Source organism: Serratia quinivorans, assembly GCF_052113645.1.
Lineage (GTDB): Bacteria > Pseudomonadota > Gammaproteobacteria > Enterobacterales > Enterobacteriaceae > Serratia > Serratia quinivorans_B.
In genome coordinates this window covers 47,648-61,240 of record NZ_JBIEIU010000020.1, presented here as the reverse complement: position 1 = coordinate 61,240, position 13,593 = coordinate 47,648, and the positions used below count along the sequence as shown (strand labels likewise).

The window sequence follows — 13,593 nt, the reverse complement described above, 5'->3', positions numbered from 1 at the left end:
TCGAGGGAGTATTTTGGTTTTGCCATAAAAAACTGCACCTTATTCAGTTGGGTGTCCAACTTTTGGGGTGCAGTTCATTTTTTAAACCGGGCTTTTTTTATGGTGTTGACCCGTCCTAAATAGCGTTGACACGTTTTCGCCGAACGGCAAGCTGCTGCTAACGACACCTGCGCCTGTTATTCTGTAGTGGAAACCAAAGCGGTCAGGGGGAGTCTATGTACTGGATTAATGGACAGCAGCACGATGCGCTAGCGCCAAGCGATCGCGGCTTACAGTTTGGCGACGGCTGCTTCACCACCGCCCGGGTGATTGAGGGCAAAATTGATCTGCTGCCCTGGCATATTGAACGTCTACAACAGGCTGCACAGCGGCTGATGCTGCCGGTTTGCGACTGGGATGTTTTGGAATATGAAATGGTGCGCGCCGCAGAATCTATCCCGTTGGGCGTGGTCAAAGCGATACTGACGCGCGGCAGCGGCGGGCGAGGTTACAGCCCAAAAGGGTGTGAGAACCCCACGCGCATAGTCTCCCGCAGTACCTATCCGATGCACTATTTGCCATGGCGTGAACAAGGCATCAGTCTGGCGCTCAGCCCGGTGACGTTGGCGCGTCATCCGCTGTTGGCAGGGTTGAAGCACCTGAACCGTTTGGAGCAGGTATTGATCCGCACGCATCTTGACCAGACGACCGCCGACGAGGCGCTGGTGCTTGACACTGCCGGTATGCTGGTGGAATGCTGTGCGGCCAATTTGTTCTGGCGTAAGGGAAAAGCGGTATTCACGCCGGATCTGAGCCAGGCCGGCGTGACCGGACTGATGCGTCGCCGGGTGATTGAGTTGCTGGCGGGCAGCAAATACTCGCTGCATTACGTCAGTGAGCCGCTGGAGACGCTGGCCGACGCCGAAGAAGTGCTGGTGAGCAATGCGCTAATGCCATTGCTGCCGGTGAACATGGCGCAATCCTGGCATTACTCTTCGCGCCAACTCTATGATTTTTTGCGCCCACACTGTTAACGATGGCTGATTGATGAAGAAAAGAAAGCTGAAGTTCGTTTCTATTATTGTTGTTCTGGTATTGGGCCTGCTGTTTTGGGGCTACCAGAAGGTTGAACGCTTCGCGGATACGCCATTGGCGATCCAGCAGGAGGCAATTTTTAAACTGCCGGCCGGAACCGGGCGCGTGGCGTTAGAAGGGTTACTGGTACGCGACAAGCTGATCCGCAATGGCATGTGGTTCCCGTGGCTGCTGCGCTTGGAACCGCAACTGGCGGAGTTTAAGGCCGGAACCTACCGCTTTACGCCGGGCATGACGGTGCGTGAAATGCTTAAACTGCTGGCCAGCGGTAAAGAAGCCCAATTTAGCGCTCGTTTTATTGAAGGCTCTCGGCTGCGTGACTGGTTGATGGTGCTGCAACAGTCGAAATACCTCAAACATACGCTGGCAGGTAAAAGCGAGTCTGAAATCGCCGTGGCATTGGGTCTGCCGGAGGGCACAAACCCCGAAGGGCGCCTGTATCCCGATACCTATCTGTACACCGCGGGCATGAGCGATATGGCGTTACTGAAACGCGCCCATCTACGTATGACCAAGGCGCTGGAAGATGCCTGGCAGGGTCGCGATGCCAGCCTGCCGTACAAAACGCCGGAACAGTTGCTGACCATGGCCTCGATCATTGAGAAAGAGACTGCGGTGCCGGAAGAGCGCACCAAAGTGGCTTCAGTCTTCATCAACCGCCTGCGCATTGGCATGCGTTTGCAGACGGATCCAACGGTGATCTATGGCATGGGCGATAGCTATAATGGCAACATTACCCGCAAAGATTTGGAAACGCCGACGCCGTACAACACTTATGTGATCAACGGCCTGCCGCCAACGCCGATCGCCATGCCTGGCCAAGCCTCGCTGGAAGCCGCCGCAAGCCCGGCGAAAACCCCTTATTTGTACTTTGTTGCCGACGGCAAAGGCGGGCATCAATTTACCACTAACCTGGCCAGCCACAATCAGGCGGTACGCGCCTATCGTCAGGCGTTAAAGGAAAAGAATGAAAAGTAAATTCGTGGTTATCGAAGGGCTTGAAGGCGCAGGTAAAACTACTGCGCGCGATACCGTGGTCAACGTACTGCGCGAGCACGGCATCAGCGATATTGTGTTCACCCGGGAACCCGGCGGCACGCCGCTGGCGGAAAAGCTGCGCGACCTGTTCAAACGCGGTGTGGAGGGTGAGCTGCCGACCATCAAGGCCGAGGTGCTGATGCTGTATGCAGCCCGCGTGCAGTTGGTGGAGACGGTGATCAAACCGGCGTTGGAGCGCGGCGCCTGGGTCGTGGGCGATCGTCACGATTTGTCGTCGCAAGCCTATCAGGGTGGCGGTCGCGGGGTTGATCAGCAACTGATGGCCTCGCTGCGTGACACGGTACTGGGCGACTTTCACCCGGATCTGACCCTTTACCTGGACTTACCGCCGTTAGTGGGGCTGCAACGTGCCCGCGCCCGCGGCGAATTGGATCGCATCGAACAAGAAGCGTTGCCGTTCTTTGAGCGCACCCGTGCACGCTATCTGGAACTGGCGGCGCAGGATGAGTCCATCGTCACCGTTGACGCAGCCCAATCGCTGGAGCAGGTGACGGCAGCGATTCGTCAAAGCGTCAGCCAATGGCTGCAGCAGGAAGGCGCGTAATGAATTGGTACCCGTGGCTGAATACCCCTTACCGGCAGTTGGTCGGGCAATACGCCGCCGATCGCGGTCATCACGCCTTGTTGTTGCATGCAGCAGCGGGCAATGGCGAGGAAGCTTTGGCCTATGGGCTGAGCCGCTGGTTGATTTGCCAGCGTCGCAACGGTGAGAAAAGCTGCGGTGAATGTCATAGCTGCCGGCTAATGCTGGCGGGCAATCACCCGGATTATCATGTGCTGACGCCGGAAAAGGGCAAAAGTAGCCTGGGTGTGGAACCCATTCGTCAGGTGATTGAGATCCTTTACTCCCATGCGCAGCAGGGCGGAGCCAAGGTTATCTGGTTACCGCAGGCGGAATTGCTGACCGAAGCCGCTGCCAATGCGCTGTTGAAAACGTTGGAAGAACCGCCGGAAAAGACCTACTTCCTGTTGAGCTGCCGTGAGCCTTCACGTCTGTTGGCGACGTTGCGCAGTCGCTGCCTTTACTGGCACCTCGCTAGCCCGGACGAGCAGCTCAGCCTGCAGTGGCTGAACCGGCAAACGCCGGGTAATCAGGTGGATCTGTTGACCGCTTTGCGCCTGCATGATGGCGCACCGCTGGCTGCAGAGCAGTTGTTGCAGCCGGCATCCTGGCAACAGCGTAGCGCGCTGTGTGCGGCCCTGAGCGCCGCTTTGCCGCAGCATGACATGTTGTCCTTGCTGCCGGTGTTAAATCACGAAGACGTCTCGGAGCGGCTACACTGGTTGTGCGCGTTGTTGGTAGACGCCATGAAGTGGCAGCAGGGGGCGGCGAGTTACGCGCTAAACCAGGACCAGCAGCCGCTGGTGCATCAACTGGCCAGTCGCCTGAGCAGCACCTCGCTGCAGCAAGTCGTACAGCAATGGCTTAATTGCCGCCATCAGTTGCTCAGCGTGGTCGGCGTTAACCGCGAACTGCTGTTGACCGAACAGTTACTTGGCTGGGAGCAGATGCTCGGCGCTACCGGCTATTCTCACCCTCATTCGCTGTAAAAGAGTTAAATATTATGTTGTTAGTAGATTCTCATTGCCACCTCGATGGTCTGGATTACCAAGCGCTGCATCAAAACGTGGATGATGCACTGGCGAAGGCCAAGGCGCGCGATGTCGGTTACGTGCTGGCGGTGGCTACCACTTTGCCAGGCTATCAGGCCATGACGCAGTTGATCGGCCAGCGCGACGACGTGGCATTCTCCTGCGGCGTGCATCCGCTCAATCTGGAAGGCGGTTACGACTATGCGGAGCTGCGCCGTTTGGCGGCGGCAGAGCAGGTGGTGGCGTTGGGGGAAACCGGGCTGGATTACTTCTATCAGAAAGACAATCTTGAACTGCAGCAAGACTCGTTCCGTGAGCATATCCGTATCGGCCGCGATCTGAACAAACCGGTGATTGTGCATACCCGCGATGCGCGTGAAGACACGCTGGCGATCCTGCGGGAAGAAAATGCCCAGGACTGCGGCGGCGTGCTGCATTGTTTCACCGAAGATTGTGCTACCGCAGAAGCCTTGTTGGATCTGGGGTTCTACATCTCATTCTCCGGCATCCTGACCTTCCGCAACGCCGAGCAGCTGCGCGATGTGGCGCGTTACGTGCCACTGGACCGCATTCTGGTGGAAACCGACTCGCCATATCTGGCTCCGGTACCGCATCGCGGCAAAGAAAATCAACCTGCCTACGTGCGCGATGTGGCTGAATACATGGCGGTATTGAAGGGCGTGAGCCTGGAAACGCTGGCCGAAGCCACAACCGCCAACTTTTCACGCTTATTTCACATCGAACTCTAATCTTTGGCCTAGGCTATAGCTGTAGTCATCGATATCGGAATTTTTTTTAAGCTCGTAATTAATCGCCGAAACGGGTAATGTTCCCACCCGTTTTAGGGCGAGCTGCGGGCGTTTTTTCCTCTTTTTAAACAAAAAATAGGCGATTTAAGAAAAATACCCGGGTTTGTTCATCGAAACGTGACTGCCATCAAACATTGCGCAGCCTATTTATTTTACTCTGCGTAAAAATTCAAGGGGTGCTCAGACACCCTGAATTGCAGGGGTTTTTCTCCCCCCCTTGCAACGCGAAGAATCGCGAAAAGTAGCAAAGCACTATTACTCAGGAGCACACTCAACTATGTTCAAGAACGCATTTGCAAACCTGCAAAAAGTAGGTAAGTCGCTAATGCTGCCGGTTTCCGTATTGCCTATCGCAGGTATCCTGCTGGGCGTCGGTTCCGCCAACTTTAGCTGGCTACCTGCGGTAGTCTCCCACGTGATGGCGGAAGCCGGCGGTTCCGTTTTCGCCAACATGCCGCTGATTTTCGCCATTGGTGTTGCCCTGGGCTTTACCAATAACGACGGTGTATCCGCGTTAGCCGCAGTAGTGGCTTACGGCATCATGGTGAAAACCATGGCGGTGGTTGCGCCGCTGGTCCTGCACCTGCCGGCTGAAGAGATTGCCGCCAAACACCTGGCGGACACCGGTGTGCTCGGGGGGATTATCTCCGGCTCCATCGCGGCCTATATGTTTAACCGCTTCTTCCGCATTCAATTGCCGGAATATCTGGGCTTCTTTGCCGGTAAGCGTTTTGTGCCGATTATCTCCGGCCTGGCGGCAATCGTTCTGGGCGTAGTGTTGTCCTTCATCTGGCCTCCGATCGGTACGGCTATCCAGACCTTCTCCCAGTGGGCTGCGTATCAGAACCCGGTAGTGGCGTTTGGTATCTACGGCGTGGTTGAACGTGCGCTGGTGCCGTTTGGTCTGCACCACATCTGGAACGTGCCTTTCCAAATGCAGATTGGCGAATACACCAACGCGGCGGGCCAGGTATTCCACGGCGACATTCCACGTTATATGGCGGGTGACCCGACTGCGGGTAAACTGTCCGGTGGCTTCCTGTTCAAAATGTACGGTCTGCCTGCTGCGGCGATTGCCATCTGGCACTCAGCCAAGCCGGAAAACCGCGCTAAAGTCGGCGGTATCATGATCTCCGCTGCGCTGACCTCGTTCCTGACCGGTATCACCGAGCCGATCGAGTTCTCCTTCATGTTCGTTGCGCCGATCCTGTACGCAATCCACGCCATTCTGGCTGGCCTGGCGTTCCCGATCTGTATCCTGTTGGGGATGCGTGACGGCACCAGCTTCTCACACGGTCTGATCGACTTTATCGTCCTGAGCGGCAACAGCAGCAAAATCTGGCTGTTCCCAGTTGTCGGTATCATCTACGGTTTGGTGTACTACACCATCTTCCGCGTGTTGATTGCCAAACTGGATCTGAAAACCCCAGGTCGTGAAGACACGGCTTCTGAGCAAGTTGCACAGGGCGGTTCTGAAATGTCTGCGGCGCTGGTTCAGGCTTTCGGCGGCAAAGACAACATCACCAATCTGGATGCCTGCATCACCCGTCTGCGCGTTAGCGTGGCGGACGTGAGCAAGGTTGACCAGGCTGGCTTGAAAAAACTGGGTGCTGCCGGCGTAGTCGTTGCAGGCTCGGGTGTTCAGGCTATCTTTGGGACCAAATCTGACAACCTGAAAACGGATATGGACGAATACATCCGTAACCATTAATTCAGGTCAGGCAGGGGAGTTTTAAGGGAGGCGAAAGCCTCCCTTTTTTATTGGTTTATGTATTGATTTATAAGTGTTTTTTATTTTTAGTGTCCACATTAAGACCGCAGGGTAAGCGAGTTCGTACAACTGCCCACATCTGCGGGCAGCCTAATTAGCCGAAGATCAGTGAGGTTTGTCCGTTGCTTTTGGGGTGAGGCTGTACAGGATCCACGGTTTGCGGTTGGGAAATCATGCGGGTAAAGGTTTCGTGACTCACGAATGTGCCCCCACAATTGATGTTGGTGCACTGGTTGTAACGTTCTTTGATGGTTGAGGTGATATAGCTGGATGAACGAGTGTGTGCGGCCTGGCCGCAAAGTGGACAATGCATCATGGCGGGATCCTCCGAGATGCCCTGACTATGGTCAGTATTGCTAATAATTATGCACGATTATTGCTGTTATGCATCACTCCATTTCCAAATCGTCAATCTTGACCTCCAAATCGAGGGCGGTGGTAAAACCGCTGTTGTTCAGTGAATGAGTCACTTTAACCAACGTCCAGTTGGCCTCATCAATCTCTTTTTTGAAACCTGAAACCGTGACCGGTGCTTCCGGGTAAATGTCTGCGCGCCCGTGAGCAAGCTGAATAGAGAAGGTGGCAACACCACGCTGAATACGTTCCCAATTTGCCTTTGCCGCGCGCTGTGCATTGTATTTTGATGCGTAGGTATGACGCAGTACCAATACATTTTCATCGCTGCCGATCAGGTATTCCCCTTGTTTTTCATCGGCAACAACGGGCTTTTTCACTCGACGGCGTTTAACCTTCACCTGTTCGCTTTTTGCTGCGCGGGTATTCAGCCAGTTGGCCACAACACCGGTATAGGCCCCCCGATCGGTTAGCGTGAATTGATGGTTATCACCTGACTGGCGGTTAATGAGGATTGCCGGGATCGGTTTTCCCCCGGCGGTCATGTTTTGCCCTTGCTTAAAAAACAGCAGATTGCCGTTTTTTATCGCTGCAACAGCGCCATTCTCTTTTGCCAAACGGGTGATAAAACTCCCGTCTGACTCGGTCGTTTGGTCGATATGTCCGATCTGAATATCTGCCACATTCTTATTGATGACTGCTACCAACTTATTGCGGCTGGCAATGGTTCTGACAATATCCCCTAGGGTCTTTTTATGGTAAGAGGCATTGCGTTGCACGTTCAATGTTTGCCGAAAATCTGCACTACGGGCTGTTATGGTCAATACGTCAGGCGCGCCAGCATGGCCAATTTCATCAACAACAAACGTCCCTTTATCGATCACCCCGGTATCTTTCCAGCCAAGTGCAACAGCCAGGCTGACGCCACGGCGGGGCAGCTTTAAATTGCCTTCGCTATCGTCAAGCTCAATATTGATCTGGTCAGCCTCAAAACCCCGGTTATCCGTTAGCGTCAGGCTGATTAATTTTTCTTTCACCTTCCCGGTGATATCGACACCCTCAATTGTAAGCGAGTAAGCCGGGGTATTGTCGCCACCGAGTTTATCCAATGCATCGATCAGGCTCATGACAGGAACCCACCGACGGTATCGGAAACCTGCCCGGCCAGGTCTTCAAATTGCTGAGATAAGTCGCCGAACATGTCTTTTAGTCCTTCATCCGTGCGCTTGAGCGTGATGGTGAACTCAATACGGCGTGCTGAGCCATCCGCAAAGAATACAGTTTTGGTGCGACTCAGGCTCTCGATCACGAACATGCCATGTATTGCGCCGCTTCCCTCAATCAATGACCAGGCCTTGCCGGTTTCCGCCATCAATTGGATAGCCATCAGAGAAACACGCCCCCCGGTTAATGCCGGCAGCAAAACACCGCTCAGCGTGATGGTTTCATCATCCGGCCCCAGAAACTGGCTTTGTGGGCGAAGCCCGACGCGGCTATTGGTCGGATGTCGCCAGGCCATTTGGTGCTGAAACTCCTGGTATGGAACGGTTTGCAACATAAACACGAACATGCCTAATGCCATCATCATTATGATCGTCCTCACTCGATATCGTTAAAACTGCTGTTGGCCCTGGATCTTGCCTGCCGTTCTCGTGCATCCAGTTGCCGCGCGACCTCCCGCGCAATGTCCTGCGGGTTGTGGTGGGCCTGAGCGATAATTTGAATAGGGGCGTGAATGTCGATGTAGGTATCACCGCCCTGGTGATGAGATGGATTTGCCCCGCGTGGGTATTGGCTCCCCGGCAAGCTGTAGGGATGCAAGGGGGCGTCCGCAGCGGTAGCAGGGCCACCCATAAATAACGCGGCGACTGCTGCCATGGCGGCGGTATTCTTGCGACTGGTGACATTCGCCGGCCCGTTGACGATTTCCGGGCCATACTCGCCCACCACGCCAAATTTCCCCAGGGGGATCCTGCCGCCGCTGTCATGCTCACCGGTGTAACGACGGCGTATGGCATCAGCAGAATTACCCTGCGGTGCCGGTGTCATCGTTACGCCAGCGCGGTGGGCCGCATCGGCAACGGCGGGATTAGTCCGCGCCAGAATGCGCGTTTTTTCTGACTTGGTTTTAACTTCATCCAGTTTGCCCAGTACCCACTTGATCGATTCTATGAGCAGTTTCAGCGGGGTAAGAGCTAACTCAATGCCGGCCGCCAGAAACTTACCGAACTTTTTCCCCGCCGATGCCGCGCCATCCAAATCTTTTTTCGTCGATTTTACCGGCGTTAGCAGATCGGTAAACCAACCCCACAACGCTTTAACTTTGTCACCAATCCAGGTGAATACGGGCTTTAGTGGTGCGAAAGCGTCTTTGATGGGGGCTGCCGCAGTTTTAAACCCATCAACCACGCCGCCCAGGAAAGCCTTGATGGGTTTCCAATATTTATAAATCAGCAGACCCGCGCCGACGACAGCGGCAGTGATCAACCCCAGAGGGCTAACAAGAATGCCGAACATGCTCCCCAACCCACCCAGAGCAAAACGCAGGAAGCGCAGTGGTGACGTTGCCAGCCAGCGAAAGACGCGGCCAATCCCCTTAATCCCTTTCGTTGCAGTCTGTAGCGGCGATGATGCAAAAGACACGACAGCGCGGCCAGCTCCGCCAAGAAGCTGTTTGGAAAAGGTCAGCGCATTTTTGCCCGCATCCAACAGCTTTTGGCTAAAGCCTACAACCTGTTTTTTAGTGATCGGGGTGGTGCTGGCGAATTTCAGCATGCTGAGTGACAATTTGGGCAGCAGGCGGATCCCTAACATACGTGTACTGAATCGGAGCAGGGCGAACGGCCCCAGCAATCCGACAGCGGCAATGGCCAGCGTACCGAAAACGGTGGTTGAAATGGCAGCCGCTGCGCCAATCTTGACGAGGGCGGCGCTAACTTTAGGGTGTTCTTTCAGGAATTCCGCGACACCATGTAAAAAGTTGCTGATGCCTTTCGCTGTTTTGCGCAGCCAGGCGTCATTTTTCTCAAATAATTCAACGCTGATATTTTCCAGAGCGGCATGTAGCATCGTCATGTCGCCCTTCATGTTATCCAGCATGGTACTGGAAACACGCTTAGCCTCCCCGTCATACTCACCTGGCGTGCCGCGCATTCGTTGCAGCTTACCGTCTGACACTGCCCGCATAAGTTCACCAAATCCGGTGACCGCGTACATGCCGGCAATGTCTTTAAAAATCTTTCCGCGATCGACGTTCCCCATCTTTGACGTTTTTTTGTCGATATCTTTTAGAATATCGACCAGATCGCGCATGTTACCGTCTTTATCTTTGGTTGTTACCCCCAACCGGTTAACCGTGGGGCTGTTGCCGATACGGCTCAAAATGGCGCGCATCGCCGTACCCGCCTGGCTTCCCTGAATACCGGCGTTACCCATAATCGCCGTGGCAGCGGATACTGTCTCCAGGCTTTGCCCGTACTCACGGCCCACACCGGCGGAATATTTCAGTGATTCACCCAACATGGGAATATCAACGTTGTTACGGGTAAACAGGGCGGTTAGCACGTCGGCCACTCTGTCCATTTTTTCCGCAGGGATCCCCATGGCAGTTTGGATGTTTGACGCAATATCGGCCGTAGTGCCAAGGTCAATGTCACCGGCAGAGGCCAGATCCAACATTCCCGGCATTGCTTTTAAAACTTGCTGAGGTGAATAGCCGGTTCTGCCAAGGAAATATTGCCCTTCGGCCACCTGGAGATCGGTAAATTTTGACGATAGCGGCAAGGTTCGCGCCTGGTGCCGTAATGACTGCATTTGCGGATCGGCTTTGGTTGGGATGCGCGTTACTGCCTGGGTTTTACTCATCATTGCATCGAAGTCATAGCCCACATGCAGAGCGTCAACCAGCCCACGGCCCATGGCGCGCCCGGTGGCCATTGACGTATAGCCCACCCCTGCGGCCATCACTTTGCGCTGATTACTTTCATCAAACTGATGACGGGCAGCATTCAGCCGCTTTTGCTGCTGGGCCTGCTGGTCTAATCGTTTCTGCTGCGCGGCTAATGCACCTGTCACGCCGGTAATGTTTGACCGCAGAGAACGCTGAGCCTCACCCAATCGATTGGTTGCCACGCCGCTGTTTTGCAGGGCGGTACGCTGGTTTTGCAGTGAAAGCCGTAAATCTGAGAATTTCTGTTGAAGCCTGGCCGCTTCCTCTCTGGCTTTCTGAAATTGGCGGGTCTGCTTGGCGGTGGGGCCGTCCGTGGATTTCAAGGCAACGGCCAGATCGCGCGCTTTTTCGCGGGCAGTGCTCAGCGCTTGCGCGGCGGCGGCAACCTGGGTTTTTGTCTTGCGGAAACCGTCAATTTTCCCGGCTTGAGTATCAAGCTGTTTTAACTGGTCTTTTGTGGTTTTAACAGACGTGGCCAGCGCTTTATTACTGGCCTGCATGGATTTAAACGGGCGGGTGATCTTATCGACCGCACTCAGTAAAACCTGCAATCGGAGGTTTTTGTCACTCATCACTAGCCCCGCTGCGGATAATAGCTTTGTGCCGCCATTCCAACAGCTCGGCCAGCGGCATCAGGTCGGTAACGGTTGGCGGCCAGTGGAAGACGGCGGCAATGTCCGCCGTCAGGTCTTCAACTGTCAGCTTTTCAGGAAATCGGATCTGACCGAACTCGGTAAGAAAAAAAGTGCCAGCGCTTGAGATAACTGATACAGGTCTGCCGGATCCAGGCTGGCCACTTCGTTAGCCGTCAGGGTCGGGGAAGTGATACGCGGCAACACGGTGATCAGTGAATTGACGTCAGTTTCAATCAGCTCCTGCAAACGGGTGCCACGCAACGCGCCGGCGTTCGGCATGTTGACGGTCACTTCGGTGATCTGCGTGGTGCCGCGCAGGACAGGAACGTCCAGGATCACCGGTTTGTTCAACAATTCGGTAACGGCATTGCCCTGGCCATCATCAATTTCAGTGTTTACAGTTTTATCGCTTTTCATTGTTTGACCTTCATTTTGTCTGGTTTACCGGCCCCAGCGTGGGGCCAGGGAACATCGATGCAATTGGGCAGGGCAGTTACAGACCGATAGCGCGGCGGTGTTCTGCCAGGCGGTCGACGCCATCCACGATTTCGATCATGTTCACCACGTCGATTTCAAGCAGGACAGCGCCGTCCATCGTCAGTTTGTAATAAGTATTTTTGGCGCTGAGTTTGGTTTGGGTGTTGTCGCCCTGTTTGTAGTTGCCGAAGTCAAACTCAGAAAAACGTCCGCGCATGACCACTTCCACGGCGACAATCTCGCCGGTGTCATCGCGCTGGAAAGAGCCGACAAAACGCAGCAGCACGCCATCAACCTTGGCGATCCCCCATTGCTTATAAAGCTGGGCCTCAATACCGCCGAGGGTGATTTCTGCGTCCAGTGCGCTATCATCGATCCCCAGATCAACGCCGGCGCTGCCGTTCATGCCGCCGCCACGATACTGTTCAAGCTTGCGCGTCAGCTTCGGTAGGGTGATTTCTTCAACGACGCCCTGATAGTTGTTGGCATCATTGAACAGGTTCAGGAATTTCAGTTTGCGTGGTAAGGCCATCGCGTCCCCCTTAGCTGTTCACGTTCTGAGTAAAATTCATCAGATACTGGTCGGTGATACGCTGGCGCAGCAGCAGATTTTCCAGCGGCGGCACGGGCGTGTAGTTGTAGTCCAGGATCAGCTTGCCCGCTTTCAACGTGTCTTTATCGTTGGCCGACTCATCGATCCAGCAATCGCCGTCGATGATGTAGCCGCCGGATTTCAGCTCGCGGAATTTGGCCTTGATGCCTTCGATAATGTCTTTGGCAAGGGAAGGGTACATAGGTTGATCAACGGCCCACATTTGCGCTTCGGCCATGGTGTCCGCCAACACCTGCGCGGTGCGGGTGTAGTTCTCAAACTGGAACAGCGGATCATCTGAGCAGGTGCGGGAACCCCAGAAACGGAATCCATCTTTGCGGATTAAGGTGGTGACGTCGTTTTGGTTCAGCAGATTGGCGTCGGTGGCCGTATCTTGCAAATCCCAATATACGTCGGCGCTAATCCCGGTCACGCCATTGACGCCGACGTTTGACAGTGTTTTGTGCCAGCCGGTTTGCTCATCAATCTTTGCGCGTAATCCCAACGCACGGGCCGTGGCGTAGGCGGTTGCCGATGCGTTGGTTACGTTATCCCAGCTCAGGAAGTCCGGCCAGATCAGCATGGCTTCGCGCTGGCTGAAATTCTTACGGTAGTCGATGGCTTCGGCCACGGTTTTGCAGCCGTGGGCGGACAGGTAAGCGAAACCTCGCAGGCTTTGCGCGATAGCCAGCAATTCGGAGGCTACAGCCTCATTATCATGGCCTGGCACACCCAGAATGCGGGGTTTTACACCAAGCTGACTTTGCGCGGCCAACAGGGCTTTCATACCGGTTTTTTTCCCCTCGGGGGTCACTCCGCCGATGATGTTGGTGGTGGTTTCTGCTTCGGTGTCTCCCTGAGCGACACGCACGACGACAGTCACGGGTTTTGTCTGATCGCTGATAGCGTCCAGAGAGCGGGCAAGGGTACCGGATTCGCCAGCTTTACCGCTGGCGGTCAATACGTCGGTTAGCAATACGGGCGTGTTTAACGGGAATGTTTTCGCGTCGGCGTCATCACCGGTACAGACCAGACCAACAATGGCCGTGCTGACGGTGGTAATGCTGCGGGTGCCTTCATTGATTTCCTGCACGCGCACGCCGTGATGATAGTCTTGAGCCATTAGGCGGATCTCCTGTAACGGTGTTCCCCTATGGTGTCTGCGACAGGTGGTTAATGCATGTGGTGGGCTTTGTGTGGGGGATGGCACAAGGTGCGAGGATCAGTAGAACTAAGGGCAATATAAGGAAAGAGCACGACCGTTTTAACAGATCATTATC

The 13,593-nt window shown here is 54.8% G+C and carries 14 protein-coding genes; 6 read left to right on the top strand and 8 right to left on the bottom strand.

What is annotated here, in order from left to right:
- Positions 1-215: 215 nt before the first annotated feature.
- From pabC to ptsG, 6 genes are all read left to right on the top strand, one after another.
- The gene (gene pabC, locus ACGS9J_RS24360; RefSeq protein ID WP_442233201.1) at positions 216-1,013 is read left to right on the top strand and encodes an aminodeoxychorismate lyase; all 798 of its coding nucleotides are present in this window, start codon (positions 216-218) and stop codon (positions 1,011-1,013) included.
- Between the two features lie 13 nt (positions 1,014-1,026).
- Positions 1,027-2,052: an endolytic transglycosylase MltG gene (gene mltG / locus ACGS9J_RS24355; RefSeq protein ID WP_442233200.1), complete on the top strand. Its 1,026-nt coding sequence runs from the start codon at positions 1,027-1,029 to the stop codon at positions 2,050-2,052.
- Positions 2,042-2,677 carry a dTMP kinase gene (gene tmk / locus ACGS9J_RS24350; RefSeq protein ID WP_442233199.1) on the top strand — a complete coding sequence of 212 codons (636 nt, stop codon included), beginning with the start codon at positions 2,042-2,044 and terminating at the stop codon, positions 2,675-2,677. Before mltG ends, tmk begins: the two co-directional genes overlap by 11 nt.
- On the top strand, positions 2,677-3,684 hold the full coding sequence (gene holB / locus ACGS9J_RS24345; RefSeq protein WP_442233198.1) for a DNA polymerase III subunit delta': 1,008 nt from the start codon (positions 2,677-2,679) through the stop codon (positions 3,682-3,684). Before tmk ends, holB begins: the two co-directional genes overlap by 1 nt.
- A gap of 14 nt (positions 3,685-3,698) precedes the next feature.
- Complete coding sequence (locus ACGS9J_RS24340; protein WP_442233197.1) at positions 3,699-4,475, top strand: metal-dependent hydrolase; 777 nt, start codon at positions 3,699-3,701, stop codon at positions 4,473-4,475.
- 337 nt (positions 4,476-4,812) lie between these two features.
- Positions 4,813-6,246, top strand: a complete 1,434-nt coding sequence (gene ptsG, locus ACGS9J_RS24335) for a PTS glucose transporter subunit IIBC (protein ID WP_442233196.1) — start codon at positions 4,813-4,815, stop codon at positions 6,244-6,246.
- 154 nt (positions 6,247-6,400) lie between these two features.
- On the opposite strand, the gene ACGS9J_RS24330 is transcribed toward ptsG, so the two are convergent.
- From ACGS9J_RS24330 to ACGS9J_RS24295, 8 genes are all read right to left on the bottom strand, one after another.
- Positions 6,401-6,622, bottom strand: coding sequence for an ogr/Delta-like zinc finger family protein (locus tag ACGS9J_RS24330; RefSeq protein ID WP_442233195.1), 222 nt, complete (start codon positions 6,620-6,622; stop codon positions 6,401-6,403).
- Positions 6,623-6,695: 73 nt separating this feature from the next.
- Complete coding sequence (locus ACGS9J_RS24325) at positions 6,696-7,787, bottom strand: phage late control D family protein (protein WP_442233194.1); 1,092 nt, start codon at positions 7,785-7,787, stop codon at positions 6,696-6,698.
- Entirely contained in the window at positions 7,784-8,248 is a 465-nt protein-coding gene (locus tag ACGS9J_RS24320; protein ID WP_261151078.1) for a phage tail protein, read from the bottom strand. Before ACGS9J_RS24320 ends, ACGS9J_RS24325 begins: the two co-directional genes overlap by 4 nt.
- An 11-nt stretch (positions 8,249-8,259) precedes the next feature.
- Complete coding sequence (locus ACGS9J_RS24315; protein ID WP_442233193.1) at positions 8,260-11,181, bottom strand: phage tail tape measure protein; 2,922 nt, start codon at positions 11,179-11,181, stop codon at positions 8,260-8,262.
- Positions 11,174-11,296 (bottom strand): GpE family phage tail protein, encoded by a 123-nt coding sequence (locus ACGS9J_RS24310; protein ID WP_075205621.1) that lies wholly within the window; start codon positions 11,294-11,296, stop codon positions 11,174-11,176. Before ACGS9J_RS24310 ends, ACGS9J_RS24315 begins: the two co-directional genes overlap by 8 nt.
- Before the next feature lie 11 nt (positions 11,297-11,307).
- Positions 11,308-11,661, bottom strand: a complete 354-nt coding sequence (locus tag ACGS9J_RS24305) for a phage tail assembly protein (protein WP_442233192.1) — start codon at positions 11,659-11,661, stop codon at positions 11,308-11,310.
- Positions 11,662-11,737: 76 nt separating this feature from the next.
- Positions 11,738-12,253: a phage major tail tube protein gene (locus ACGS9J_RS24300; protein ID WP_099062525.1), complete on the bottom strand. Its 516-nt coding sequence runs from the start codon at positions 12,251-12,253 to the stop codon at positions 11,738-11,740.
- A gap of 10 nt (positions 12,254-12,263) precedes the next feature.
- On the bottom strand, positions 12,264-13,436 hold the full coding sequence (locus tag ACGS9J_RS24295; protein ID WP_442233191.1) for a phage tail sheath protein: 1,173 nt from the start codon (positions 13,434-13,436) through the stop codon (positions 12,264-12,266).
- Positions 13,437-13,593 lie beyond the last annotated feature (157 nt).

Bases quoted from the DNA above. Each gene is read 5' to 3' on its own strand.
- ACGS9J_RS24305 (WP_442233192.1), bottom strand. From the start codon at position 11,661: ATGAAAAGCGATAAAACTGTAAACACTGAAATTGATGATGGCCAGGGC.
- ACGS9J_RS24340 (WP_442233197.1), top strand. From the start codon at position 3,699: ATGTTGTTAGTAGATTCTCATTGCCACCTCGATGGTCTGGATTACCAA.
- ACGS9J_RS24330 (WP_442233195.1), bottom strand. From the start codon at position 6,622: ATGATGCATTGTCCACTTTGCGGCCAGGCCGCACACACTCGTTCATCC.
- ACGS9J_RS24320 (WP_261151078.1), bottom strand. From the start codon at position 8,248: ATGATGATGGCATTAGGCATGTTCGTGTTTATGTTGCAAACCGTTCCA.
- ptsG (WP_442233196.1), top strand. From the start codon at position 4,813: ATGTTCAAGAACGCATTTGCAAACCTGCAAAAAGTAGGTAAGTCGCTA.
- ACGS9J_RS24300 (WP_099062525.1), bottom strand. From the start codon at position 12,253: ATGGCCTTACCACGCAAACTGAAATTCCTGAACCTGTTCAATGATGCC.
- pabC (WP_442233201.1), top strand. From the start codon at position 216: ATGTACTGGATTAATGGACAGCAGCACGATGCGCTAGCGCCAAGCGAT.
- ACGS9J_RS24295 (WP_442233191.1), bottom strand. From the start codon at position 13,436: ATGGCTCAAGACTATCATCACGGCGTGCGCGTGCAGGAAATCAATGAA.
- ACGS9J_RS24325 (WP_442233194.1), bottom strand. From the start codon at position 7,787: ATGAGCCTGATCGATGCATTGGATAAACTCGGTGGCGACAATACCCCG.
- holB (WP_442233198.1), top strand. From the start codon at position 2,677: ATGAATTGGTACCCGTGGCTGAATACCCCTTACCGGCAGTTGGTCGGG.
- mltG (WP_442233200.1), top strand. From the start codon at position 1,027: ATGAAGAAAAGAAAGCTGAAGTTCGTTTCTATTATTGTTGTTCTGGTA.
- tmk (WP_442233199.1), top strand. From the start codon at position 2,042: ATGAAAAGTAAATTCGTGGTTATCGAAGGGCTTGAAGGCGCAGGTAAA.
- ACGS9J_RS24315 (WP_442233193.1), bottom strand. From the start codon at position 11,181: ATGAGTGACAAAAACCTCCGATTGCAGGTTTTACTGAGTGCGGTCGAT.